General features: G+C 74.3%; 20 protein-coding genes and 1 pseudogene. 11 read left to right on the top strand and 10 right to left on the bottom strand.

Features of this window, described 5'->3' with window-relative positions; all coding sequences use genetic code 11:
- The first annotated feature begins 83 nt into the window (after positions 1–83).
- The 4 genes from ACFVVX_RS09875 to ACFVVX_RS09860 all read left to right on the top strand — a co-directional run bounded on the left by ACFVVX_RS09875 (position 84) and on the right by ACFVVX_RS09860 (position 6,857).
- Complete coding sequence (locus ACFVVX_RS09875) at positions 84–2,075, top strand: carbohydrate binding domain-containing protein (RefSeq protein ID WP_387943373.1); 1,992 nt, start codon at positions 84–86, stop codon at positions 2,073–2,075.
- Positions 2,076–2,368: 293 nt separating this feature from the next.
- Positions 2,369–2,827, top strand: coding sequence for a hypothetical protein (locus ACFVVX_RS09870; protein ID WP_387943371.1), 459 nt, complete (start codon positions 2,369–2,371; stop codon positions 2,825–2,827).
- Positions 2,828–3,013: 186 nt separating this feature from the next.
- Positions 3,014–5,881 carry an ATP-binding protein gene (locus ACFVVX_RS09865; protein ID WP_387943369.1) on the top strand — a complete coding sequence of 956 codons (2,868 nt, stop codon included), beginning with the start codon at positions 3,014–3,016 and terminating at the stop codon, positions 5,879–5,881.
- A gap of 118 nt (positions 5,882–5,999) precedes the next feature.
- The gene (locus tag ACFVVX_RS09860; protein ID WP_387943367.1) at positions 6,000–6,857 is read left to right on the top strand and encodes an S-methyl-5'-thioadenosine phosphorylase; all 858 of its coding nucleotides are present in this window, start codon (positions 6,000–6,002) and stop codon (positions 6,855–6,857) included.
- Here the strand turns inward: ACFVVX_RS09860 and ACFVVX_RS09855 are convergent.
- The gene (locus ACFVVX_RS09855; protein ID WP_387943365.1) at positions 6,823–7,314 is read right to left on the bottom strand and encodes a hypothetical protein; all 492 of its coding nucleotides are present in this window, start codon (positions 7,312–7,314) and stop codon (positions 6,823–6,825) included. The two genes, ACFVVX_RS09860 and ACFVVX_RS09855, sit on opposite strands and share 35 nt — an antisense overlap.
- Positions 7,311–8,438 (bottom strand): molybdopterin-dependent oxidoreductase, encoded by a 1,128-nt coding sequence (locus ACFVVX_RS09850; RefSeq protein ID WP_387943407.1) that lies wholly within the window; start codon positions 8,436–8,438, stop codon positions 7,311–7,313. The genes ACFVVX_RS09855 and ACFVVX_RS09850 overlap by 4 nt, the downstream gene beginning before the upstream one ends.
- Before the next feature lie 195 nt (positions 8,439–8,633).
- On the opposite strand from ACFVVX_RS09850, the gene ACFVVX_RS09845 reads away from it, so the two are divergent.
- From ACFVVX_RS09845 to ACFVVX_RS09835, 3 genes are all read left to right on the top strand, one after another.
- Positions 8,634–9,965, top strand: coding sequence for a glycosyltransferase 87 family protein (locus tag ACFVVX_RS09845; RefSeq protein ID WP_387943363.1), 1,332 nt, complete (start codon positions 8,634–8,636; stop codon positions 9,963–9,965).
- 252 nt (positions 9,966–10,217) lie between these two features.
- On the top strand, positions 10,218–10,895 hold the full coding sequence (locus tag ACFVVX_RS09840) for a molybdopterin-dependent oxidoreductase (protein WP_387943405.1): 678 nt from the start codon (positions 10,218–10,220) through the stop codon (positions 10,893–10,895).
- Positions 10,879–11,499 carry a cytochrome b/b6 domain-containing protein gene (locus ACFVVX_RS09835; protein ID WP_387943361.1) on the top strand — a complete coding sequence of 207 codons (621 nt, stop codon included), beginning with the start codon at positions 10,879–10,881 and terminating at the stop codon, positions 11,497–11,499. Before ACFVVX_RS09840 ends, ACFVVX_RS09835 begins: the two co-directional genes overlap by 17 nt.
- A 31-nt stretch (positions 11,500–11,530) precedes the next feature.
- Here the strand turns inward: ACFVVX_RS09835 and ACFVVX_RS09830 are convergent, their stop codons facing one another.
- From ACFVVX_RS09830 to ACFVVX_RS09820, 3 genes and pseudogenes are all read right to left on the bottom strand, one after another.
- Positions 11,531–12,217, bottom strand: coding sequence for an SAM-dependent methyltransferase (locus ACFVVX_RS09830; protein ID WP_387943359.1), 687 nt, complete (start codon positions 12,215–12,217; stop codon positions 11,531–11,533).
- Entirely contained in the window at positions 12,214–12,669 is a 456-nt protein-coding gene (locus ACFVVX_RS09825) for a DUF2064 domain-containing protein (RefSeq protein ID WP_387943403.1), read from the bottom strand. Before ACFVVX_RS09825 ends, ACFVVX_RS09830 begins: the two co-directional genes overlap by 4 nt.
- Before the next feature lie 168 nt (positions 12,670–12,837).
- Positions 12,838–13,554: pseudogene (locus tag ACFVVX_RS09820) on the bottom strand (glycosyltransferase family 2 protein); the annotation flags it as partial.
- A gap of 187 nt (positions 13,555–13,741) precedes the next feature.
- Between ACFVVX_RS09820 and ACFVVX_RS09815 the strand changes: the two are divergent.
- Positions 13,742–14,497 carry a response regulator transcription factor gene (locus tag ACFVVX_RS09815; RefSeq protein WP_387943357.1) on the top strand — a complete coding sequence of 252 codons (756 nt, stop codon included), beginning with the start codon at positions 13,742–13,744 and terminating at the stop codon, positions 14,495–14,497.
- Positions 14,494–15,630: a sensor histidine kinase gene (locus ACFVVX_RS09810; protein WP_387943355.1), complete on the top strand. Its 1,137-nt coding sequence runs from the start codon at positions 14,494–14,496 to the stop codon at positions 15,628–15,630. The genes ACFVVX_RS09815 and ACFVVX_RS09810 overlap by 4 nt, the downstream gene beginning before the upstream one ends.
- On the opposite strand, the gene ACFVVX_RS09805 is transcribed toward ACFVVX_RS09810, so the two are convergent.
- From ACFVVX_RS09805 to ACFVVX_RS09795, 3 genes are all read right to left on the bottom strand, one after another.
- The gene (locus tag ACFVVX_RS09805) at positions 15,631–16,686 is read right to left on the bottom strand and encodes an NAD-dependent epimerase/dehydratase family protein (protein WP_387943353.1); all 1,056 of its coding nucleotides are present in this window, start codon (positions 16,684–16,686) and stop codon (positions 15,631–15,633) included.
- Between the two features lie 183 nt (positions 16,687–16,869).
- Entirely contained in the window at positions 16,870–17,238 is a 369-nt protein-coding gene (locus tag ACFVVX_RS09800) for a DUF6059 family protein (RefSeq protein ID WP_387943351.1), read from the bottom strand.
- Positions 17,239–17,245: 7 nt separating this feature from the next.
- Positions 17,246–17,785 carry a carboxymuconolactone decarboxylase family protein gene (locus ACFVVX_RS09795; RefSeq protein ID WP_387943349.1) on the bottom strand — a complete coding sequence of 180 codons (540 nt, stop codon included), beginning with the start codon at positions 17,783–17,785 and terminating at the stop codon, positions 17,246–17,248.
- Between the two features lie 272 nt (positions 17,786–18,057).
- Between ACFVVX_RS09795 and ACFVVX_RS09790 the strand changes: the two genes are divergently transcribed.
- Entirely contained in the window at positions 18,058–19,941 is a 1,884-nt protein-coding gene (locus ACFVVX_RS09790) for an FAD/NAD(P)-binding protein (protein WP_387943347.1), read from the top strand.
- 51 nt (positions 19,942–19,992) lie between these two features.
- Positions 19,993–21,177 carry a putative PEP-binding protein gene (locus ACFVVX_RS09785; RefSeq protein WP_387943345.1) on the top strand — a complete coding sequence of 395 codons (1,185 nt, stop codon included), beginning with the start codon at positions 19,993–19,995 and terminating at the stop codon, positions 21,175–21,177.
- A gap of 219 nt (positions 21,178–21,396) precedes the next feature.
- Here ACFVVX_RS09785 and ACFVVX_RS09780 read toward each other — a convergent pair whose 3' ends face one another.
- Together ACFVVX_RS09780 and ACFVVX_RS09775 are read right to left on the bottom strand one after the other, a co-directional pair.
- Positions 21,397–22,404, bottom strand: a complete 1,008-nt coding sequence (locus tag ACFVVX_RS09780) for an enediyne biosynthesis protein (protein WP_387943343.1) — start codon at positions 22,402–22,404, stop codon at positions 21,397–21,399.
- On the bottom strand, positions 22,401–24,326 hold the full coding sequence (locus ACFVVX_RS09775) for an ASPIC/UnbV domain-containing protein (RefSeq protein ID WP_387943341.1): 1,926 nt from the start codon (positions 24,324–24,326) through the stop codon (positions 22,401–22,403). Before ACFVVX_RS09775 ends, ACFVVX_RS09780 begins: the two co-directional genes overlap by 4 nt.
- Between the last annotated feature and the right edge of the window lie 144 nt (positions 24,327–24,470).

Raw genomic sequence — 24,470 nt, 5'->3', positions numbered from 1 at the left:
ATGGATTGACGCGGTCAGATGACCGCCCTACCGTACGGGCGGGCGTTCATCCCCACCTCCCTCCCCCACCTCGGGAGTCACTCATGTCACTACCCCCCACCCTCGGACGGGCCCTGCTCGTCGCGGGCGCGGCGGCGGCCCTGGCCGTCCCCGCCGTACCGCCGGCCACGGCCGCCACCCCCACCGCCAGGTACCTGGACTGCTCCGCCGCCGCCAACGGCGACGGCAGCCAGGCCAGTCCGTGGAACACCCTCGACGCTGCCAACGCCCAGGTCTTCGGACCGGGCGACCAGTTGCTGCTCATGCGCGGCGCGACCTGCACCGGAACCCTGAAGCCGCACGGATCCGGCATCGCCGGCGCCCCGGTCACCCTCGCCGCGTACGGCACCGGCACCGCCCGCCCGGTCGTCGCCGGCAGTGCCTCCTCCACGGAGAAGGCCGCCGTCCACCTCTCCAACGTCGAGCAGTGGGAGATCCGCGACCTGGAGATCACCTTCCGGGACACCGGCTCAACCAGGCGCGAGCGCAACGGACTGCTCGTCGAGATCGCCGACCTGCCCGACGGCGTCGGGTCGCACTACCTCGTCGACGACGTCTACGTGCACGACGTCGACGGAGACGCCACCAAGTGGTCCAACGGCATCCAGTTCCGCGTCTCCGGCACCACGACCCCGACCGCCTTCGACGACGCCGTGGTCCGCAACTCCCGGATCAGCAACGTCGACCGGGAGGGTCTGACCAACCGCTCGACCTGGATGTGCCGGCCCGAGTACGGCAGCACCGACGGCTGCGCCGGCAAGGACAACTGGCGGCCCAGCACCCGGATGGTGTTCCGGGGCAACACGATCAACAACACCGGCGGCGACGGCATCGTCCTGCGGGCCTCCGCCGGCGGCCTTGTCGAGCACAACCACGTGTACGACATCGCCATGCGCCCGATGGGCTCCAACGTCGGCGTGTGGGCGATCAATTCGGACGACGCGCTGATCCAGTACAACGAGGTCGACCACGTCCGCCGACTGTCCGACAACGGCGACGGCCACGCCTTCGACTCCGACTACGGGAACAAGCGGGCGGTGTTCCAGTTCAACCACAGCCACGACAACGAGGGCGGCTTCATGCTGTTCTGCGGAAACTGCGGCTCGGGCTCGCAGAGCTCCGGCACCGTCGTGCGCTACAACCTCAGCGACCACGACAAGGGCCGCTGGCTGACCGCCTCCGGTGAGTCGGGCGCCGACATGTACCACAACACGGTCTACCTGCCGGCCGGTTCCACCACCGACCTCATCGAGGACGGCTACGGCACCACGAAGGTCCGGCTGACGAACAACGTCTTCCACAACCTCGGCTCCGGCGGGTACCGCGCCATGCCCGGCAAGACCTACCGGCCGGCGAACTTCACCTGGGTCGCGAACACCTTCTTCGGCAACCACCCGGCCAACGAGCCCACCGACCCGGAGAAGCAGACCGGCGACCCCCGGTTCGCCGATCCCGGCGGTACCGACCCCGCCGACTACCAGCTGGGCGCGGGCTCCCCGGCCCGCGCCGCCGGCGCCCCGATCCCCACCCTCGGCACCCGGGACTACTTCGGCAACGCCCTCCCGCAGGTCTGCCGCCCCGACCGCGGCTTCCACCAGGCCGCCGCCTTCGACGACAGCACCTGCGCACCGGTCAACCTGGTCCGCGACCCCGGTTTCGAGAACACCGCGCTCAACCCGTGGACGAGCTACGGAGGCGTCACCCTCGACACCGCCACCAGGCACACCGGCAGCCGGGCCGTGAAGGTCGGGCCCGCCCAGGCCGCCGCCGAGCAGGTCATCCAGGTCAGGCCCAACACCACCTACACGCTGAGCGGTTGGGGCAAGGTCTCCGCGAGCGGCACCGAACTCTCCCTCGGCGCCAAGCAGTACGCCGCCGAAGGCTCCAGCAGCACCGTCTTCTCCGGCACCGCCTTCACCAGCCGGTCGACCACCTTCACCACCGGCCCGGACGCCACCACGGCCAAGATCTACTGTTACGCCCGCAGCGGCACCGGCTACGGCTGGTGCGACGACATCACCGTCCACGCGAGCTGACCCACCCGCTCGCCCCCGGCGCCGGACCGTCCCCACGGTCCGGCGCCGGGCCGGTCCCCGTCCCGGTCCCGGTCCCGGTCCGCCCGAGCCGGTCATCAACTCCTTGACAGCGCGAATCGCAGGTCTGAGACTCATCGCACCCGAATCGTCCTGGTCGGGACCGGTACAGAGGCCGGGCGGAGGCCGCTCGGAGGCCGACCGGCCGCACCGGCCGCACCGGCCGCCTCCGCCCTGGCGGCAGCCGTCCGGAGACCGGGCACGGAGCAGCATCCCTTGGCACCCGGGGTGGAACCATGACGCGCAGCGAAGCATCCGACGCAGTGCCCCGGCCCAGGCCGGCCCGGTCGTCCTCGGCCCGGTCGTCCGCGGGCCGCTGGCCGGGTGCCGTGCGCCGCCCCGGCAGCCCGGAGTTCGAGCAGTCGGCCAAGGACTGGCTACTCGACCTCGCCCCGGCGCGGTGGCGCCACGAGGAGGTGTTCCACCGGAACCCGCTGGAGCTGGCCTGCATGCTCCGGCTCTACCTGGACGCCGAGGTGCTCGCCATGCAGGCCGGTCTCAAGGCCCTGCGCACCGCCCTGATCGGGGCGCCGCGGCGCCGGGACGACGCCGAGACGATCGAGGCGTACGTCCGCGAGCAGGCCTGGGCGCGGGCCGTCCGCGAGCAGGTCAGGCTGATCGAGGACGCCCTGCACGTGGCCTGCGGGAGCTCCGCCCGCAAGCGCGTCGCCTGGCGCATCGTCGGCGGCCCGTGAGGCCTGCGGGCCCGGCCCGGAGGCAGGCAGGGGCCCGGCCCCAGAACGGGCACGGCCGCGGACGGTGATGGACACTGATCGCGGGCGGTGGCGGGCCCGGACACGCCGCCGCCGCGCGATCGGACAGCGGTACCGCGGCATCGGTACCGCAGCATCGGCACCGCAGCATCGACACAGGGGCCGGCCATGAACGACCACCGCCAGGGATCGGGGTTCCGCCCCCCGGGGGACACGGCCTTCGTGGGGCGCGGGGACGAGCTGCGCACCCTCCTGGAGACCGTCGCGCGCCGGCCCGCCGTGGTCTTCGTGGAGGGCGAGGCCGGGATCGGGAAGTCCCGGCTGGTCCGGGAGGCCGCCGCCGTCCTGGGCGGCCGCGGGGTGCGGGTGCTGACCGGCACCTGCCACCCGCTGCGGGAGCCCCTGCCCTACGGCCCGGTGACCGACGCGCTGCGCGGCATCGGGACGTGGCTGCCCCCGACCGGCCGGCTCGGGCCCTCCGCCGGCGCCCTGGCGCCGCTGCTGCCGGACCTCGCCCACCGCCTGCCCGCACCACCCGAGGAGGCGGCCGAACCGGGCGGCCGGCGCCACCGCCTGGCGGCGGCGGTCCGCACGCTGCTGGGCGCGACCGCCCCGGTGGCCCTGGTCGTGGAGGACGTGCACTGGGCCGACGACGCCACCCGGGAGCTGCTCCTCCTGCTGGCCAGGGACCTGCCCGCGGACAGCGCCCTGGTGCTCACCTACCGCGCCGAGGACCTGCCCGCCGAGCGGCCCGTCCTCGGCGCCCCCTACCGGCGCCCGCCCGGGACCGCCGGGGCCGAGATCGCCCTCGGCCCGCTCGGCCGGGCCGAACTGCGGGCGATGGCCCGGGAGTGGCTGGCCCGGGAGCCCGCCGCCGCGCTGGTCCGCACCCTGCTCCGCCGCAGCGAAGGCCTGCCGCTGATCATCGAGGAGGACCTGATCACCCTCGCCGCCCACCCGGCCGACGCCGGGACCGCGGCCCTGCGGGTGCCGCGCAGTCTGCGCGAGGTGATGGACGAGCGCACCGCGGCGCTGTCCCCCGACGGGCAGGCCCTGGCCGGAGCCGCCGCGGTGCTCACCCGACCGGCCGACGAGGCCATGCTGATCGCCTCCGCCGCCCTGGACGAGACCCGCGGCGCCACCGCCCTCGTGGAGGTGCTCAGGGCCGCGGTGCTGCGCCAGCGCGGCCCCGACACGTACGGGTTCGCCCACGACCTCGCCCGGGAAGCGGTGTACGAATCCCTGCCCGGCCCCGTCCGCAACCGCCACCACCGCCGGATCCTGGAGGTCCTCCAGGCACAGGATCCGCCGCCGCTGGTCCAGATCGCCCACCACACCCGCGCCCTCGGCGACCTCGCCGCCTGGCTGCCCCAGGCCCAGGCCGCCGCCGACCAGGCCATGGAGATCGGCGACGACGGCACCGCCGCCACCCTCTTCGGCGCCATCCTGGAACAACCCGACCTGGCCCCCGAACAACTGGCCAAGGCGGCCCTGAGCCTCGCCACCGCCGCCAGGTGGAGCATCGCCTACACCGAGACCATCGCCACCCTGCGCCGCATCGTGCTGCTCCCGGGCCTGCCCGTACCGGTCCGCGGCGAGATCCGCGGTCACCTCGGGCGGATGATGCTCAACCAGGCGCAGGACCCGGCGGGCGAGGAGGAGGTCCTGACCGCGCTGTCCGAGGTGGGGGACACCAACCCGACGGTCGCCGCCAGGCTGCTGGGCTCGCTCGGCATCTCCGAGACGGCCCGCTTCTCCCTCGCCGAGCAGCACGCGCTGATCGAGCGCGGGCGCGTGCTGGCGGCGACGACCGGGGACAAGGTCGCCCGCAGCGTCCTGGAGGTCGCCCACTACGGCGTGCTCGGCCTCCAGGCGGATCCGTCATCGGCGGCCATGCTGGACGCGCTCCCGCGCGAGGGCGACGAGCGGATCGACCGGGAGCACGTGGTGGTCATCCTCAGCAACAGCGCCGAGATCTCGCTCTGCGTGGGCCACGACGAGCGGGCCGCCGCCACCGTCGCCGAGGTCCTCGCGCTCCTCCCGGACACGCACATCCCCATCCTCACGGCCTACGTGCATTACTACCGGATCATCCTGGACTGGCTGGCCGGGCGCTGGCAGGACTGGGAGCGCGGCCTGACGGCCTGTGAGGCGGACTACCCGGAGAGCCCGTTGTGGACCCACGGCCTGGTGGCCACCATCCGCGGCCTGACCGCCGCCGCCCGCGGCCACACCGCACCGGCGGCGGACATCCTCGACCGCATCCTCGCCCAGGAGGGGGCCCGGATGACCACGCTCGGCGCGGCGGCCGGAGCCGCCCGGCTGCACCTGGCCCAGCAGCATCCGGAGGCGGCCTGGGAGAGCCTGTGCCACCCGGTCGACCACCTCGCCTTCCTGCGCCGCAAGGGAGCGTGGCCCTACGCCTGGGACCTCGTGCCCACCGCCGTGGAGGTCCTGCTCGCCCTCGGCGAGACCCGTCCGGCCCGGGAGCTGGCCGACGAGCACGCCGCCGGCACCGCCGGCCGGGACGCGCCCGGCGCCGCTGCCGAACAGCAGCTGTGCCGCGGCCTGCTCCTGCGCACCGAGGACCCGGGGCGGGCCCGGGACTGCTTCGAGCGCGCGGCGGAGGGGTGGCGGGTCATCGGCCGCCCCTACCACGCCGCCCTCGCCGCCGAACACGCCGCGCTCACCCTCCCCGACCCCGCCGAGGCCGCCGACCGCCTCGCGGGGCCCCTCGCCGTCTTCGACCGCCTCGGCGCCACCACCGACGCCGCCCGCTGCCGGCACCACCTGCGCGCCCGCGGCCGGGACCGCCCCGCCCTGCCCGCCTCCCCGGGCCGGGCGGGTTACGGCGAACACCTCTCGCCCAGGGAGGAGCAGGTCCGCGACCTGCTCGCCACCGGAGCCTCCAACAAGGACATCGCCGCCGCCCTCTTCCTCTCGCCCCGCACCGTCGAGAACCACGTCGCCCGCCTGCTGCGCAAGCTCGGCACGACCCGCGCCGACCTCACCGGGCACCGCCACTTCCCGTCCTGAACGCGCCCACGCGCGCCGAGGGACGTTCCTGATTCGTAAGGCCCGGTGGCCCGGTTCCGGGCAGGGTCCGTTCCTACAGTGGCCGGGAGGCTGTTCCCGAGAAGAGAGGCGGACCGCGATGACGGTCGACCAGGACGTCCTGCCCAGCGCCGAGCTGGGCGTGATCGGCGGCTCCGGGCTCTACGAGCTGCTGGACGACGTGACCGAGGTGCGGGTGGACACCCCGTACGGCGAGCCGAGCGACGCGCTCCTGGTGGGGGAGGCGGCCGGCCGCCGGGTCGCGTTCCTGCCCCGGCACGGACGCGGCCACCGGCTACCGCCGCACCGGATCAACTACCGCGCGAACCTGTGGGCGCTGCACTCGCTGGGCGTGCGCCAGGTCCTGGCGCCGTGCGCGGTGGGCGGGCTGCGCCCGGCGTACGGGCCGGGCACGCTGCTCGTCCCCGACCAGTTCGTGGACCGGACCTCGGGGCGCCCGCAGACCTTCTACGACGGCCTGCCGCTGCCGGACGGCACGGTGCCGGAGGTGGTGCACGTGTCGATGGCCGACCCGTACTGCCCGGCCGGGCGGCAGGTGGCGATGGACGCGGCCCGGGAGGCGGCCTGGGAGCCGGTCGACGGCGGCACGCTGGTGGTGATCGAGGGCCCGCGCTTCTCGACCCGCGCCGAGTCCCGCTGGTTCACCGCCAACGGCTGGTCGGTGGTCGGCATGACCGGCCACCCGGAGGCCGTCCTGGCTCGCGAACTCAGCCTCTGCTACACCTCGTTGGCGCTGGTCACCGACCTCGACGCCGGGGTGGGGAGTGGCGAGGGCGTCACCCACGCCGAGGTGCTGAAGGAGTTCGCCCGCAACGTCGACCGGCTGCGCACCGTGCTGTTCAAGGCGCTGGAGCGGGTGCCGGTGGTGCGCGAGTGCCCCTGCCCGCACACCCTGGACGGTCTCACGACCGGTCTTCCCGGGGTGCCCGGCGTCTGACGGGCCGACCGCGGCGCCCGGCAGGCCGGTCCCGGTGCCTGACGGGCCCGACGGCCCGGTCCCGGTCCCGGTGCCGCCACCGACCGGCGAGCGCGACCAACAGCGCGAGGCCGGCGGTGGCGGCCAGCACCAGCAGCCAGTTGCGCAGGTAGGGCAGCGGCAGCGACGAGGGGTTGGCGCGGTCGACGCCGGCGCGCAGGACGGCGGGCAGCCCGACGGCGGTGACCGCCGCCGCGACGACCGCCCAGCCGCGCAGCACCGGCCCGCGCACCAGGAACGCGCCCACCAGGCACACCAGCGCCACCCACAGCCCGTCGTGGAGCACCAGCCCCCCGACCGCCCAGACGAGGACGTCCAGCGGGTCGGTGATGTACGGGTCGGCGAGCAGCCCGTACAGGCCGTAGCCGGCCAGGGCGAGGCCGGCGGCCAGCAGCAGCGCGCGGACGGCGGCGATCACACGATCACCTCGATGCGCTCGACCCACTTGGTCTGCAGGACCCCGGGCCGGTTCGGCACGATGACGCGTGCCGGGAACCCGTGGTCCGCGGCCAGGACTTCGCCGTTCACCCGCAGGGCGAGCAGGCTGAGCGGATCGTCGACGTACGGCGCGGGCATCTCCGTCACCCGGTACGGTCCCTCGGCCTCCAGCGAGGTGACCCGCACCGCCGATCCGGGCGGGGCTCCGGCCCGGCGCACCAGCTCGGCCAGCCGGACCCCGGTCCACCGCGCACCGCAGCTCCAGCCCTCCACGCAGGCGATGGGCAACTCCGCCTCGTGCTGCGGCAGTCCGCCGAGTTCGGCGAGGGTGAGTTCGTATGGCCGCGGACCGTCCACCCGGAGCCGCCAGTCGGCGGGCACCGTGACCGTCCCGGCCTGGGCGGCGGTGCGGTTCACCGGCAGGCCCTGGGGGCCGAGATCGGGGCGGCGCGGGGCCAGCAGGTCCAGGGACCGCAGCCAGGGAACGGTCTGCCCGGCGGTGACGAGGGTGACGGCACCGGCAGCGGCGGTGGTCGCCACGAGGAACGCGCGGCGCTGCGCCAGGGCCGGAGCGGCCCGGCGCCACCAGTTCGCGGCGACGAGCGGCGCCTTGACGGCGAGGTGGACCAGCAGTCCGCCGGTCGCCAGCCAGCCCAGCCAGAAGTGGGTCTGCCGGAACGGGAACGGCCACGGGTACCACTGCAGGGTGTTCAGCAGGCCGGTGAACAGCTCCAGCAGGACGGCCGCCACGAGGACGGCGACGGCCAGCCGCTCCAGGGCGTGCAGCACGCTGCGCGCCGGCGGCCACTCGAACAGCCGGGGGTAGACCGTCCACAGCTTCGCGCCGGTCAGCGGGATCGCGGCCAGACCGCTGATCACGTGCAGGCCCTGGGTGACCCGGTAGCCGTTCACCGGCCGGGCGGGCAGGTGCGGTGCCAGCCGGCCGGGCGGGTCCTGGAGCAGATGGCTGGTCAGACCGGTCAGGAAGCAGACCAGGAGGGCCGCGCCCAGCCAGCGGCCGAGGACGACCGCGGTCCGCGGCCGGTGGAGCGGATCGTGCAGCGGTGAGGTGAACGCACCCGCGCGGAACGGCCCGCGCCGCAGGAACGCCGGGGGAGCGGGCAGCGGTGGGTCGTAGCGGCGGCGGGCGGTCGGAGCGCCGGAGTCGGCGGGTTCGGATTCCACCCGTCCATCGAAGCGCCCCGGGGCGTGCCTCCGGCGCTCCGGCGTGCTTACGGAATCCGAACGGCGGCCTCGCCGCCGGGGCCGGGAAGGCGGGCCGGTGGGAGGGTGGGCGACGTGACCTCCCGTACCGTCCCGCCCTGCCTCCTCGCCCTGGCCGCGCTGGTCACGGCCCTGGCGCTGACCGTCGCCCGGAACGGCGCCCTCCCGCTCCCCGGCTGGTACCTCCTCGACGTCGCCCTCTTCGCCGTCGCGGTGCTGCTGCTGCGCGAGGTGCCCGGCCGGCAGGCCGTGCCGCTGGTCCTGGCCGGCGGCGTCGCCGTGGCCGCCGTCGGGCTCCTCGCCCCACCGCGCACCAGCGACGACGCCTACCGCTACGTCTGGGACGGCCGGGTCCAGGCGGCCGGGATCCCGCCCTACGCCCGCACCCCGGACGATCCGGCGCTGGCACGGCTGCGCGATCCGGGGCTCTTCCCGGTGGGCGACGGCTGCACGGGCTGGGACGAGCGGCGCACCGCCGCCGGCGACTGCACCCGGATCAACCGGCCGGGCGTGCACACCATTTACCCGCCGGTGGCGCAGGCGTGGTTCCTCGCGGTGCACCCGTTCGGCGGCGGGGTCCGCGGGGTGCAGGCCGCAGGGGCGGTGCTGGCGGTGGCGACCACCGCCCTCCTGCTCGGGGTGGGGCGGGAGGCCTGGCGGGCCGCGCTGTGGGGGTGGTTCCCCGGCGTGACGGTGTGGGCGGTCAACGACGCGCACGTGGACACGCTCGGCGCCCTGCTGACGGTCGCCGGACTCGGCTGCGCGGCGCGAGGGCGAGCCGTCCGCGGGGGGCTCCTCCTGGGCGGCGCGGTGGCGGCCAAGCTGCTGCCGGCCCTCGCCCTTCCCGGTGCGCTGTCGGGCCTGGCGGCCCGGCGGCCGACCCGCGGCGACGTCCTGCTCGCCGGATCCGCGTTCGGCGCCTTCGCGCTGTCGTACCTCCCGTACGTGGTGGGCTCGGGCACGTCCGTCCTGGGCTACCTGCCGGGCTACCTGCGGGAGGAGGGCTACCAGCAGGGGCACATCGACCGGTTCGGGCTGCTGCGGCTGGTGCTGCCCGACCGCCTCGCGCCGTGGGCGGCCGCGCTGGTCCTCGCGGCCGTGCTGGTCCGGGTACTGCGGCGGGGCGACCGGCACCGGCCCTGGGCGGGCGCGCTCCTGGTGACGGGTACGGCACTGCTCCTGGTCGCGCCCGCCTACCCGTGGTACGGGCTGCTGCTGGTCGCGCTGGTCGCACTCGACGGCCGCTGGGAGTGGCTGGCCGTCCCGGCCGCCGGGCAGGCGCTCTACCTGACGGGAGGCCAGGGCGCGCAGCAGCTCGCCTACGGGACGGCCCTGTGCGTCGTCCTCGCCGTCCCGCTGCTGCGGCAGCGCCTGGCGGGGCGGGTGGCGGTGGCGGACCGGCCGTAGGGTGCCGGGGGCCGGTCCGGCCCTGTCCGGTCCTGGTTTCCGGTCCTGTGCGGTCCTGGTTACGGAAGTCTGACGGTCCGGTGCGGGGTCTGGCCGTGTCGCCGCTCGGCTGGTCGAATCGGCAGCGTGAGCGAACAGACCGAGCAGGCAGGACAGGCCGAGCGTGCCGAAGAGGCCGAAGAGGCCGAAGAGGCCGAAGAGGCCGGACAGGCCGGGCGTGCCGAACGGGTCGACCAGGGCCGGGGCACGCCCGTGGGCCGCCGGGTGGTGCTGGGGCTGCTCGGGCTGGGCGCGGCGGGCGTCGCGGTCGGCCCGTACCTCCAGCGGGCCCAGGACACCCTGGCCGGCAAGGACCCGACGGGTCTCACCGGCCTGCTGCCGGGAGGCGGCGGCTTCCGCTACTACTCCGTGGCATCCTCGGTGCCGACCCGGGGCCCGGACACCTACACCCTGACGGTGGACGGGCTGGTGGAACGTCCCGGCACCTTCCGCCTCGCCGACCTCCAGGCGATGCCGCAGCGCCGGATCGTGCGGGACGTGCAGTGCGTGACCGGCTGGCGGGTGCCGGCCACCCCGTTCGAGGGCGTGCCACTGGCCCACCTGCTCGATGCCGCCGGCGTCACGGCGGGCGCCGCGGCGGTGCGGTTCAGCTGCTTCGACGGCGAGTACACCGAGAGCCTCACCCTGGAGCAGGCCAGGCGCGACGACGTGGTGGTCGCGCTCAAGCTGCAGGACGCCCCGATCTCCCACCCCCACGGTGGCCCGGTGCGCCTGTACGTGGCGCCGATGTACTTCTACAAGTCGGCCAAGTGGCTGTCCGGGATCACCGTCACCGCCACGGTGGAGCCGGGCTACTGGGAGCAGAACGGCTACGACGTCGACGCCTGGGTCGGCCGCTCGAACGGACGTGACGATGCACCGACCGCCTGACCTCCTGCTCCGCTTCACCCGCGCCGAGCGCTGGGTGCACCGCGCCACCGCCACCCTGATGCTGACCTGCCTGGCCACCGCCGCCTGCCTCTACCTGGCGCCGCTGGCCGAACTGGTCGGGCGCCGGAGGCTCGTCGTGACCGTGCACGTGTGGTGCGGTCTGGCGCTGCCGGTACCGCTGCTGCTCGGACTGGCCTTTCGGGCGGTGCGCGCGGACGTGGCGGGGCTGAGCCGGTTCCACCCCGTGGACCGGGCGTGGCTGCGGGCGGCGTGGGCGCGCGCGGCGCACCGCCCGGCGGGGAAGTTCAACGCCGGGCAGAAGCTCTACGCCCAGTGGACGCTCGGCGCGATGCTGGTGATCCTCGGCACGGGCCTGCTGATGTGGCTCACCCACCTCGCGCCGCCGGCCTGGCGGACCGGCGCGACCTTCGTCCACGACTGGCTCGCGGCGGCCATCGCGGTGGTGACCGCCGGGCACATCCGGATGGCCCTGCGGGATCCGGAGGCCCGGCGGGGGATGCGGACGGGGTTGGTCGACCGCCGCTGGGCCGAGCGTGAGCACCCGCAGTGGCCGGACGGGGAGCCCGCGGGGGCGCGGGAGTAGCTCCGGCGGCGCGCCCCCGGCGGGGCCGGAGCTACCCCTGCGGAACGGTCGCCGGGGACGGGTCCGCCCGCCGGAAGGAGAGGAAGCGGCGGCCGTGGGAGGACCAGCGCTCGGTCTCGACGAGCCCGGCCCGGCCGGCCCGCCGGGCGGTGGCCGCCGCACCGCAGCGGGCCCAGGCGAACGGCGGCCCGAGGCGCCCGTGGCGGCCCTCGACCCGGACGGTGACCCGTTCGTCGATCTCCCGCGGCTCCACCTCGACCAGCAACACACCGCCCGGGGCGAGGAGTTCGGCGCTTCGAGCGAGCAGCAGCCCCGGGTCGCCGCCGATCCCGAGGTTGCCGTCGACCAGCAGCGCGCCGCCCCAGCGGCCCTCCGCGGGCAGCCGGTCGAACACCGAGCGGCACAGGGCCGGCCCGCCGAGCCTGCGGGTCCGGGCCACCGCGGCCCCGGTGATGTCGACCCCGAGCGCCGGCACGCCCAGGCCCAGCAGGGCCGCGACGAGCCGGCCGGGGCCGCAGCCGAGGTCCACCACCGGCGCGGTCAGCCGGGTGCAGCGCAGCAGCAGCCCGTGGTCCGCGCCGGCGGCGGGCGCGCACCAGCGTTCGACGTCGAGCGGGATCCGGCAGCCGTCCTCGCGGCGCAGCCACAGCGGGCCCCGCCCGGCGCGGACGGCCTCGGCGAACGGGTCGTCCACCCAGGCCTCGGTCGCGACACTCACCCCGCCACCTCCCGGTCGCCCTCGATCGATCGCAGGCAGGCGGCGAACCTGCTGCCCGGGGCCTCGGCGGCGACGTGACGCGCGTCCCGGATGGTGTCCACGTCGGTGACCACCGGGAGGTGGCGGACCAGCAGGTCCTCCGCCGCCAGCCGGTCGAGCAGGGCCCGCCCGGTCTCCGGCGTGGACATCGGCAGCCCCAGGAGCAGCCGCCCGGCCAGCCGCGCGTCGGGCCCGGCCAGCCCGAGCGCCCAGAACCCGCCGTCGCCCGCCGGGCCGTACCAGGCGTCGACGCCCGGACGCCGGGCGGGCGACAGGGTCTCCGCCAGGAGGGCGGCGTCCAGCTGCGGAGTGTCCATGCCGACCAGCAGCGCGGGCGCGTGCGGGGCGATCCCGGCGGCGTGCGCGAAGGCGGCCGCGAGCCGTTCGTCCAGCCCGCCGCCCGACTGCGGCACGACCTGCCAGCCCGGCGGGAGCCAGCGGCCCGCCTCGCCCTCCAGGACGAGCAGCCGCCGGCCGGCCGGTACCCGGTCGAGGGCGGCGAGGGTGTCGGCGAGGGCGGCCTCGGCCAGCGCCGCCGCCTGCTCGGGCGTACAGGGCGGGGTCAGACGGGTCTTCACCCGCCCGGGGGCCGGCGACTTGGCGATCACCAGCAGGGTCGGCGCCGGCGCGGCCAGCACGGCCCGCATGTCGCGGACGGCCTGCCGGGTGCCGCGCACGGTGCCGGTGACCTTGGAGCGACCCGCGCGCGGCAGGTAGTCGACGGGCGTCTCGGCGATCCGCATTCCGGCCGCCGACGCGGCGAGCACCATCTCCAGGGGGTAGCCGGAGCGGCGGTCGCCCAGGCCCAGCGCCAGCAGCCGCTCACGGCGCGCGGCCCGCATCGGCCCGAGGTCGTGCAGCGGCGCCCCCGTCCGCGCCCGCAGCCGGTGGGCCAGGGCGGCATTGGCCAGCCGGGCGTGCAGCGGCCACGCGCCGGCGGTCGTGGGGCGGCGGCGGCCGAGCACCAGGTCCGCCGCGCCCGCGGCGACCGGAGCCGTGACGAGAGGCAGCTGGGCGGGATCCAGCGAGCCGTCGCAGTCCATGAAGCAGACCAGCTCGGCGGTGGCGGCGAGCAGCCCGGCGTGGCAGGCGGCGCCGAAGCCGCGCCGCGGCTCCCGGACGACCGTCGCGCCCATCGACCGGGCCAGCTCGGCGGAGCCGTCGCGGGAGCCGTTGTCGACGACGATCGCCCGCCAGCCCGGGGGGACGCGCCCCAGCACCCAGGGCAGGGCCTCGGCCTCGTCGAGGCAGGGCAGGATCACGTCGGCAGGCGGCCGTGGGGGAATCGGAGGGGTCACGTCGGCCACGCTAGGTGCGGACGGGCCCGCGGCGGCCGAACGGCGCCCTTACGAAAGTCCAACGCCGGCCCGCGGCGGGCGGGGAGCGCGCGGGGGAGCCGCATCCGCCGGCCCGCGATCTTACGGAACGCGAACGTCGACCACGGCGCGGCCCCCGACCACCACCGCGGCTCGTATCCTCGGCGAGGTGAACGACAGCCCCGCTCCCCCCGGACCCCCGGACCCCGCCCGCATCCTGGTGATCGACGACGACCTCACCGTGGGCGAGGTCGTCGCCGGCTACCTCACCCGGGCCGGCCACCGCGTCGACCGGGCCTGCGACGGCGACCAGGGCCTCCACCTGGCCCGCGCCCACCGCCCCGACCTGCTGGTCCTGGACCTCATGCTCCCCGGGATCGACGGCCTGGAGATCCTGCGCAGGCTGCGCGCCACCGAGGACGGCGCCGACCTCCCCGTGGTCCTGCTCACCGCCAAGGGCGACGAGGCCGACCGCATCCTGGGCCTGGAACTGGGCGCGGACGACTACGTCACCAAGCCGTTCAGCCCGAGGGAGCTCGTGCTGCGCGTCCAGTCCGTCCTGCGCCGCTCCCGCGCCGCCGCTCCCGCGGCCCCGGCCCCCGTGCCGCTGGAGTCCGGGGACATCACGCTCGACCCGAAGGCGCGCCGCGCCCATCGCGCGGGGCGTGAACTCCTCCTCACACTGCGGGAGTTCGACCTGCTGGCGTTCCTCCTCCGGCACCCCGGGACGGTCTTCGCCCGGCAGGAGCTGATGCAGCGGGTCTGGGGCTGGGACTTCGGCGACCTCTCCACCGTCACCGTCCACGTCCGCCGCCTGCGGGAGAAGATCGAGGACGACCCCGCCGCACCGACACTGATCACCACGGTCTGGGGCGTCGGCTACCGCTACGACCCGGCCACGGACGACAAGGACGGCCCGGCGTGAAGGACCTGCTGCTGATCGCCCTGTTCGCGGGGCTCGGCGCCACCGGCGCCGGCCTGCTCGGCTGGGTGGCCGTGCGCCTGCTGCGCCGCCGCTCGATGGCGCTCTCCCTCTTCTGCGTCGCCTTCGTCACCGTCCTCGCGGTCACCTCCGGGACGCTCGCCGTCGCCCAGGCGATGTTCCTGTCCGGCCACGACCTCGGCGTGGTGATCACCGTGCTCGGCATGGCCTCCGTGGTCTCGCTGCTCACGGCCGCACTGCTCGGACGCCAGGTCGTGGCCGGCAGCCGTGCCCTGACCGCAGCCGCCCGGACGGTCGGAAGCGACACCGGCTTCACCGCGCCGGAGCATCCGCTCGGGCTCGAACTGGCCCAGCTCAGCGCGGAACTCGCCGCCACCAGCGCCCGGCTCGCCGAGTCCCGCGCCCGGGCGCAGGCGCTGGACGCCTCGCGGCGCGAGCTGATCGCCTGGATCTCGCACGACCTGCGCACCCCGCTGGCCGGGCTGCGCGCGATGGCCGAGGCGCTGGAGGACGGCGTGGCCGACCGGCCGGAGCTCTACCTCAGGCGGATCCGTGCCGAGGTCGAGCGCCTCACCGGGATGGTCGACGACCTCTTCGAGCTCTCCCGGATCCAGGCCGGCGCCCTGTCCCTCTCGCTCTCCCGGGTGTCCGTCTACGACCTGGTCGACGACGCCCTGGCCGGCGCGCACCCGCTGGCCCGGCAGCGCGGCGTCCGTCTGGAGGGCCGTCAGGTCGCCGCCGAGCCGGTCGAGGTGGACAGCCGCGAGATCACCCGGGTGCTCGGCAACCTGCTGGTCAACGCGATCCGCTCGACGCCGGAGGACGGCGTGGTCGCCGTCTCCGCCCGCCGCGAGGTCGACGAGGTGGTGCTCTCGGTCACCGACGGCTGCGGAGGCATCCCGGAGCAGGACCTCTCCCGGGTGTTCGAGACCGGCTGGCGCGGCAGCGCCGCCCGCACGCCGCGGCGCGATCCCGGCGAGGGCGGGGACAGCGGCGCCGGGCTCGGACTGGCCATCGTCCGCGGCATCGTCGAGGCGCACGCCGGGCGCGCCCGGGTGCACAACGTCACCGGGGGCTGCTGCTTCGAGATCGCGCTCCCGGCGGCGCCCGGGTAGTCAGGCCCGCAGGGGCGCCGCGGCGAACTCGGCCATCCCCGCGTGGAACGGCACCCGGGCCCGCCAGCCGAGCTCGGCCCGCAGCCGGGACGAGTCGGCGGTGATGTGCCGGACGTCCCCGAGCCGGTACTGCCCGGTCACCACCGGCGCCGGCCCGCCGTGGGCGTCGGCCAGCGCCCGGGCCATCTCGCCGACCGTGCGCACCTCGCCGCTGCCGACGTTGTAGGCCCGGGCACTGCCCGGCACCCGGCTGCCGACGTCCTGCAGTGCGGCGAGGTTGGCCGCCGCGACGTCGTCGACATGGACGAAGTCCCTGCGCTGGCCGCCGTCCTCGAACACCCGGGGAGCCGTGCCGCGGGCGAGCGCGGAACGGAACAGCGAGGCGACCCCGGCGTACGGGGTGTCGCGCGGCATGCCCGGGCCGTAGACGTTGTGGTAGCGCAGGGCCAGGACGGACCCGCCGCAGGCGCGGGCCCAGGCCGCGGCCAGGTGCTCCTGGGCGAGCTTGGTCGCGGCGTACACGTTGCGGGGGTCGCCCGGCGCGTCCTCCGCGACCATCCCGGGCCGCAACGCGGCGCCGCACACCGGGCAGGGCGGCTCGAACCGCCCGGCGTCGAGATCGTCCGGGCGCCGCGGACCGGGCGCCACACCCCCGTGCTCCGCGCACACGTACCGGCCCTCCCCGTAGATCACCATCGACCCGGCCAGCACCAGGCTCCGCACCCCCGCGCGGGCCATCGCGGACAGCAGCACCGCCGTGCCGAGGTCGTTGCAGCCGACGTACTCGGGCGCGTCGGCCAGGTCGAGGCCGAGCCCGACCATCGCCGCCTGGTGGCAGACCGCGTCCACCCCGGCCAGGGCCTGCTCCACCGCCGCCGCGTCCCGCACGTCGCCGTGCCGGAACCCGACGCCGGCCGGCAGCGCGGGCGCCGCCCCCGACGGGTGGACCGCGGGCAGCAGCGCGTCCAGCACGACCGCCTCGTGGCCCGCCGCGACCAGGGCGCGCACGACCGCCGAACCGATGAACCCGGCGCCGCCGGTGACCAGAATCCTCATGCCCGGCGACGCTACCGGCCGCCCCGCCCGTCCGGCCCCCGCAGCGCGCGGGCGTCAGCAATCCGTAAGAGCCGGCCGCACCGCCCGTCCGGCCCCCGCAGCGCGCGGGCGTCAGCAATCCGTAAGAGCCGGCCGCACCGCCCGCCGCTCCTCACCGCCGGGGCGGAGGGAACCGGTGGCGCCTCATCTGCCCTGACCGGTCGGCGGTGGGCCGCCGGGTGCCCGGAGCGGATCGTCCAGATCTCCCAACTGTCGCCACAGTGCGGCCTCCTGGGCCGTCGGGGGCAGGTGGGGGAGGAGTCGTTCAGGGTGCCCGGGAGGCAGCTGGAGGCGGCGGGGGGCCGTGGCGCCGTCTCGTCCGGGGGACGCAGGGAGGGCGGCCTCCGGCGGTGCCAGCCCGAGCAGGGCGCCGTACGCCCGCAGGCCGGCGATGATGTGGCGGTTCAGCAGTCGGGCGATCCGTGCCAGGTCCGTGCCGATGTCGAATCCCCTCTCCCGCTGGGCGGGTGGCCCCCTGCCGGCCCCGGTGTGCGCCGGGAGGGAGGGGGCCACCCGGGCCTCAGTCCCCCTGGCCGTAGCCGGAGTTGACGATCCGCTTCGCTCCCTCGGCGTAGAAGCCCGGGTCCTCGGGGAGGTCCGTGGCCAGGGCGTCGACGTAGCGGTTGTACATGCAGAACGCGGCGGCGATCAGGACGGTGTCGTGGATCTCGGTGTCACCGGCGCCGGCCGCCCGGGCGGCCGCCACCGCCTCCTGCGAGACCGGCCCGACCTGCCCCCGGACCTCGCCCGCGATGCGCAGCAGGGCCCGCATCCGCTCGGTGAGCGGCGCGGACGCGGGGTCGGCCAGGGCGGCCTTCACCAGCTCCTCGCCACCCTCCAGCTGCGCCGCGGCGAAGGCGCTGTGGGAGTTCGTGCAGAAGCGGGTGCCGTTGAGGTCGGAGACGTACGCGGCGACCAGCTCGCGCTCGCCGCGGCTCATCGGGGCCGGGCTCCGCAGCAGCGCGTCGGCGAGCAGCGACAGCGGCGCACCGGTGTCCGGACGGAGCGTCAGCAGCCCTGTGATTCCCGGCAGTTTGTTGTCAATGGCAATGTGCGGCACGGTGCACTTCCTCGTCTCGGAGGGTCGGACGACCAGCAGTCCATCGTCACGGGAGGCGCTTCGGGCGGTCAACTCCCAGATTGCCCCGCCCTCGTGGGCCGCGGCCGCGCCGCGCGCGGGCCGGAGACCCGTGATCGCGCTGTCGCTTCGTCAGTAAAGGCGGAGGATCGCGGCACTAGTCTTGGCCCGGACGATCCGTCAACTCATGTCGTGCCCGGTGTGGGAGACAGCGGCGCCGGGTGCCATCGATCGCTGAGCGGGGAGGCTTCACCGTGAGTCGAACAGACGTGTGCCCACGTGTGCTCATAGTCGGGGCGGGACTGGCCGGTACCGCCACGGCGATCCGGCTGCTGCGCTTCGCGCGCCGGCCGCTGGAGATCGTCCTGCTGGAACGGCGTGCGGACTACCGCTCGGCGGGTATCGCCTACCACCGGGACGGCAACCCCTGGGACCACGTGTTCAACATCCAGGCGGGCCGGATGTCGGTCTTCCGGGAGGACGTCCTCGACTTCATCCGCTGGGCCAACCTCGAAGCCGACCGCAGCGGTTGGCCGGCCTTCTGGGTCGACTTCGAGTTCGTCGAGCAGGGCCCGGCGCCCCGGCGGATCTTCCAGGACTACCTGAACGACCGGCTGGCCGAGGCCCGGCGGGAGGCCTGCCCCGGGGTGGTGCTCGTCGAGGCGGACGGCGAGGCGGTCGACCTGGAGGTGCTGCCCTCGGGGATCGAGGTGACGGTGCGGCAGCCGGGTCCCGGCGGTGCTCCGGACGGCCGGGATCCGGAACCGGCGGTGTTCCCCGCCGACCACGTGGTGCTGGCGACCGGCCTCGAACTCAAGGAGCTGCCCTTCGCGGCCGAGGTGCTCGATCACGAGTCCTTCGTGCGGGACCCGTACTCCGCGGCCGCGATCCGCAAGCTGGAGGGGCTCCCGGCCGAGGCGGACGTCGCGATCGTGGGATCCGTGCTGAGCGCGTACGACTCGGCCGGCCTGCTGCTGCGGCAGGGGCACTCCGGACGGATCCACCTGATCTCCAAGACCGGGACGATGTTCCGGACGTATCCCGGCGGCCACGAGCACGAGGTGCTGCAACTGCCCTGTCCGAGGGCGCTGTTGGAGCCGTACCGGAATCGTGAGGAGTTCCTGGCCCGGGTCCGGGCCGAATGGGAGAGCGCGTGCTCGGCGGTCGTCCGGGACCACCCCGGAATCGACCGGACGGTGGTCGCCGAGCGGGTGGCCAAGGCGTGGGAGCCGCATCTCCCCGAGGCCATCGAGCGGATCCCCTCCGAGGAACTGCGCTGCCTGCTGGACGAGTTCGGTACGGCGATCGCCGCGCTCCGGGTGGGCGCGGTGGAGTACACGATGGCGGTCATCGAGCGCGCCGTGCACCCGGTGGACGGCCCGGTGAGGCTGGTCGTCGGCAAGGTGGAGGGAATCGCTCCGACGGAGTCGGGGCGGCTGCGCGTCTCGATCGGGTCGCCGGGGGAGAAGTGCGCCGTCGAGGCCGACCTGGTGGTGTCCAACGTGGGCAGGGAGTCGGACTACAGCAGGGTCGGCGGGCCGCTCTGGAGGAACCTCCTGCGCCGGGGGACCGCGGTGCCCCACGAGCGCACCGGGCGCGGGCTGGAGGTCGACGGGCAGGGGGTGCTGCTGCGTGCCGACGGCGAGCCGGTCGGCCCGGTGTTCACGGTCGGTGTGCTGCGCGAGGGCGACGAGATCGTGCGGAACGGCCGAACCGGTGCGTTCACGTTCAATCTCGCCGCCATCAAGAACCAGTCAATCGCCGTGGCCGCGCGCGTGATCGAACAACTGGAACTCCCCGACGAGGGTTTGGACCGTGACATCGCTGAATTCCATGGCCATGTCAGCAATATGGAGGAAGCGGCCCTGGTCGAATTCGAGGAGGCTGTGGTCCTGGAGGTGTGGAGGTTGGCTGCGCGTGCTCGAAGCGAACGGGAAGTTCTCGATTCCCGGCTGGAAGCCCGTATCCGGTCCCTGGGCGGGATTTCGGTCCCTCCGGCGGACGCCTCCCGCCGGGACCGCCTGATGAGGGCGGTCGTCGGCCGGGCCGCGGTCGAGCGACTCACCGATGTCTCCGTGACGCCGCGGCAACTGCGCCGGCAACTGGGCTTGGAGAACGCTGACGCTCTGGAGGATTAGGTGAACGGGCGACGGATTCAGGGATCCCTTTTGACCGGTGGAAGGCAGGGCGTGTTGCGAGGTGTCTGTAACCGCACGAGAAATCCGCTCGACGGGTCCATCCTCGTCGCCCCCTCCCTCGAAGCGAGTCTGTACGAAGCGATCGTGGCGGCGCGGGCGATCGTCTGCAGTTCCGGCGGGCTGACCGGCCACATGCAGTCGATCTGCCGCGGCAGGGGAATTCCGGTGCTCCGCGTGGACGGGGCCGAGCTCGCCGACCTGGTCGGCGAAGTGACGCTGCACCTGGAGAGCCAGTCGATCGTCCTCGGGTCCGACACGGGCGCCGGGGCCGCGGGCTCGGCGGACGGGAGCTCCTCGCTGGACGACCTCGGCTCGGCGTGCGCGGTCATCGCGGACCTGCAGGACATCCGCACGATCAACTCGTGCGGGCCGAAGGCCGCACAGGTCGACTCCTTCTTCATCCGGGAGGAGTTCCTCTGCCTGGCGGCCGGCCTGCGTCCGCTCGACTGCCTGGACGGCGGCCCGGCCGCCGTCGCGTCCTACGGGCGGGCCCTCGCGGACCGGCTCTGTACCTTCGTCGAGGCGCTGCTGCCCAACCAGCGGCTGATCCTGCGGCTCCTCGACCTCCGCTCCGACCACGCCGCCGGGGTCACGGAGCTGGCCCCGGTCGCCGTCGAACCCAACCCCGAACTGGGCCTGCACGGCGCCCGCTGGCTGCTGGGCTCGGACGCCTACCGGGACGCGCTGCACGTCGTGCTCGGGACGCTGCGCTCGCGGCTCGGCGAGGACGCGGGCCGCGTGCACCTCTCCGTCCCGTTCCTCAACGACGCCGAGGAGTTCGCCCAGCTCAGGGCGCACCTCGACCTGCCGCCCGGGGTGCCGGTGTCCGCGTTCATCGAGACGCCGGCGGCGGTGCACGCCGCCACGGCGATCTGCGCCGCGGGCGCCACCGAGCTGTTCGTCGGGACGAAGGACCTGGTGCAGTTCTACCTCGCCGCCGACCGGAGCAACCACCTGGTGGCCGACTCCTACCAGACCCGGCACCCGGCCGTCCTGGACGGGGTGCGGAGGGTGGTGGAGTCCGCGCGGGCCGTGGGCATCCCGGTGCGGGTGTTCGCGCTCGGTGCGGACCTCGCCCACTACCTGGAGGGCCTGCCGACCCCGGACGGCTACATGATGTGCACCGCCGAACTCCAGCAGGTGGTCCTGCAGTCGCAGTCGCAGCCGCAGTACTGACCGAACCGACCGGTCCGACAGGGCGGGGCGCAGCCGGAATCCCACCGGCTGCGCCCCGTCTGTCGTGTCCCCGGGAGCCTCCCCACGACGCACCCGGGCCGCCCCGGGCCGCCCCGGGTGGGCCCAGGCGGGCCCGGGGCGGCCCGGGACGACGGAAAGGCCGTACGTGCGCCCGCTCGGGCGCACGTACGGCCTCGGGGAGGCGCGGGGGGTACGGGGTCAGGCCGCCATCGCCCGGGGGCTCTGGGAGCCGCCGACCTCGGCCGGGTGGGCGGCCGCCGGCGCGCCGGCGCCGCTCCGCTCCCGCTGGCGCTTGACCAGATGGGCGACCCACCAGCCGAGACCGCGCAGCAGGCACACCAGGCTGGTCGCGAAGAACAGGGTGTAGACGACGTTGAACAGCATCAGGACGCCGTAGGTCATGGCGACCGACGAGCCGAACATGAACTGGTTGCGCGCCTTGAACGGCGTGGTCCCGGGGTCGGTGATCATGTAGTTGGTGAACAGCACGAACGCGACGCCGCTCATCGGACCGAGGGCCGAGAAGATGGCGACGTCCCAGACCCAGTGCCTGATCAGCGCCTGGATCACGAACCCGCCGAGCCAGCCGACGATCAGCGCGACCTTCTTGGTGAGCATGGAGTTGATCACGGTCCCGGCGGTCGCGATGATCAGCGGGATGGCGACCCGGAAGAAGGTGTTCGCGTTCTCGGTGAACTGGTACGGCGGGGCGATGCTCGCCCAGGAGCCGAAGCAGAGCAGCGAGACGGTGATGCCGAAGTTGGACGGGTTCATGAAGTGCCGCATCCGGCCGGCGATCGGCGCCTGGAGCGCGTGCTTGCCGGCGACGCCGACGAACACCCCGAACAGCACCGGGAGCGGCTGGTTGTTGGCGTAGAACAGCATGTTCATGGCAATGCCGGTGATGTGCGACGGCAGCAGGAACTCGTACATGCCGCGCATGCCGTTGCCGAGGAAGCGGGGGGAGCGCCGCTGGGCCCAGGCGCTGATGAGCTCGAAGACGATCTCGACGGTGTAGGCGAAGAGCACCGAGATGATCGGCCAGAGCCAGGGCTGCTCGAAGCCCAGCAGGGTGTAGCCGAAGATGTTGAAGATGGTGATGGAGGCCGCGAAGTTCCGCAGGGCCAGGTAGCGCGGGTCGGGCTTGGCCGGTGCCGGGGGTGCGGCGGGGGCCGGGGCCGGGGCCGTCGTCGAGGTCGCGGTCATCGGTTCGGAACCTCCTTGGCGGCACCGGTCAGCATGAACGAGTGGGTGCCGGGGGTGAGCTGCTCGGTCTGCTCGTGGAGGCCGCCGTTGCTGTCCCGCCAGCACAACTGCACGGTCACCGGGCCCTGCTGGTCGCCGAGCCCGAAGTGCACGTCGAAGCTGCGGAAGCCGCCGTGCCCGCTGCCGCCGTCGAGCTGCGAGACCTGGGTGCCGGTCGGCGTGGTGACCTTCACGGAGGCGCCGTAGGCGGGGGAGCCGGTGTTCACCAGCCCCATCTCGGGGTCGTCGTCCGTGGAGGGGCGGTACAGCCGCAGGTTCAGGTACTTGCCGGGGGACGGCGCCTTGTTGGCGTAGAAGGCCGGCGGGCCCCACTGGCGGGCGATCGCGAAGTCGAGCAGGCCGCTGCCGGTGGTGTCGCCGGTCGCGATGGCGCGGGTCGGCGTGGGCACCGCGATCCCGAGGTGCTTGCTGATGTTGACGAACTCGCCGCTGGCGGACCGGGCGTAGAAGGCCATCGCCTCGTCGCCGGAGAGGTCGTCGCCCGGCTGGACATTGGGCCACATCGCGGGGTTCGACAGCAGGTCGTCGTTGGTCATGGCCATCTCCTGCAGCCACGGCCAGCGGTTGATCTTGCCCTTGACGAACCCGTCGGCCTGGAGGATGTCGAGATTGCCGGAGTTGCGGAAGTCCGCCATCTTGGTGTCCCAGGACCAGCCGGTCCAGGCCACCCCGTGCTCCTGCGCCTCCTGGGTGAACGGCGCGACGCCGTCGGCGAGTTGGCGCTTCATGTCGGCGGCGTCCTTGGCCTGGTTGATCCAGAGGAAGTTGCTCTCCTCCAGGCCCCAGGCCGTGGTGATGTTGCTGACCATGATGTCGAAGGCGCCGTTGCGGTTGACGTCGCCGAAGTCGGCGCCCATGCCCTTGAACGAGCCCTTGCCGAGCACGAAGGACTTGGGCGTGGTCGCGCCGCGCGTCCCGGTGGCCTCGGTGAACCGGATGCGGCCCGGCGTCGACTGGTTGTAGAGCAGGTGGCTGTGCCCGAAGTCGTTGGCCACGTACAGCTCGGGCAGGCCCTCGCCGGTCAGGTCGGCGGCGGCGATGGCGAGCGTCCACCCGGTGGCGGCGTCGAAGGGGATCGCGTCCTTCTCCTCCACGAAGTTGGCCTGCGGCTCGTTGCCCGAGGTCGCGCTGACCCAGCGCAGCACGTGGTCGCCGCCGGCGTTCTTGGCGTTGGAGAGCGAGTTGTTCATCAGGACGTTGTTGAGCCCCTTGGGGTCGAGCACGTCCGAGTCGGGGAAGTAGTTCCCGATCACGATCGAGGGGTGCCCGCTGCCGTCCAGGTCGCCCACGTAGTCGGCGTCGGTGTTCCAGCGCGGGCCGTGGTACTTGCCGTCGATGGAGGTCGAGGGCACCAGCTCGCGCGGGACGTAGGAGGTCGGGGACGGCATGTGGGCGTCGGCCTTCGGCAGGAACAGGATCGGGGTCCGTCCCCAGTAGGTCACCAGCAGGCCCATCCGGCCGTCGCCGGTGAAGTCGCCGGGGGTACAGCCGGTGGGCGCCATGGTGTCGTCGACCGGGAGCGGGGCCGCGTCGAGGACGAACGGGGTGAAGCGGTCCGCCTCGCGGGCGGTCGGCGTGTACGTCACCACGACCTGGTTCGTGCGGGTGTCGACGATGCACATACCGTCGGCCCGTCCGTGCCCGGTGAGGTCGTTGATGGCGATACCGGCACCGACCGAGGAGATCCAGGAGCGGATCTTCTGGTAGGACGGGTTCACGTCGCGGACCGTGCGCATGGGCTGCGCGTCGTATCCGGCCGGCATGGCGATGGGCATTTCCTGGAACGCGTACTGCGTCGCGGTCTCCTCGGCGCCGGCCACCGCGACCGATTCCCGGCTGGCGAAGAACAGTGAGGTCGCCACCACCACCGTTGCCAGGCCGGGAATGATCCTTCGGATTCGTTCTCGATACAACACATTCACCTCTCCGTGTGGAAATTGACGATGTGGTGGATCGTTGCTGGAACGTCCCTCTACGAACTTGGCTGACAATTAGCCGATTCAAGA

Source organism: Kitasatospora sp. NPDC058170 (assembly GCF_042883905.1).
In the GTDB taxonomy this organism is placed as follows: domain Bacteria; phylum Actinomycetota; class Actinomycetes; order Streptomycetales; family Streptomycetaceae; genus Kitasatospora.
Note: the sequence above shows the minus strand (reverse complement) of the source record. Positions and strands in the feature narration are given on the sequence as shown.

Bases quoted from the DNA above. Each gene is read 5' to 3' on its own strand.
- ACFVVX_RS09875 (WP_387943373.1), top strand. From the start codon at position 84: ATGTCACTACCCCCCACCCTCGGACGGGCCCTGCTCGTCGCGGGCGCG.
- ACFVVX_RS09870 (WP_387943371.1), top strand. From the start codon at position 2,369: ATGACGCGCAGCGAAGCATCCGACGCAGTGCCCCGGCCCAGGCCGGCC.
- ACFVVX_RS09865 (WP_387943369.1), top strand. From the start codon at position 3,014: ATGAACGACCACCGCCAGGGATCGGGGTTCCGCCCCCCGGGGGACACG.
- ACFVVX_RS09860 (WP_387943367.1), top strand. From the start codon at position 6,000: ATGACGGTCGACCAGGACGTCCTGCCCAGCGCCGAGCTGGGCGTGATC.
- ACFVVX_RS09835 (WP_387943361.1), top strand. From the start codon at position 10,879: ATGCACCGACCGCCTGACCTCCTGCTCCGCTTCACCCGCGCCGAGCGC.
- ACFVVX_RS09805 (WP_387943353.1), bottom strand. From the start codon at position 16,686: ATGAGGATTCTGGTCACCGGCGGCGCCGGGTTCATCGGTTCGGCGGTC.
- ACFVVX_RS09780 (WP_387943343.1), bottom strand. From the start codon at position 22,404: ATGACCGCGACCTCGACGACGGCCCCGGCCCCGGCCCCCGCCGCACCC.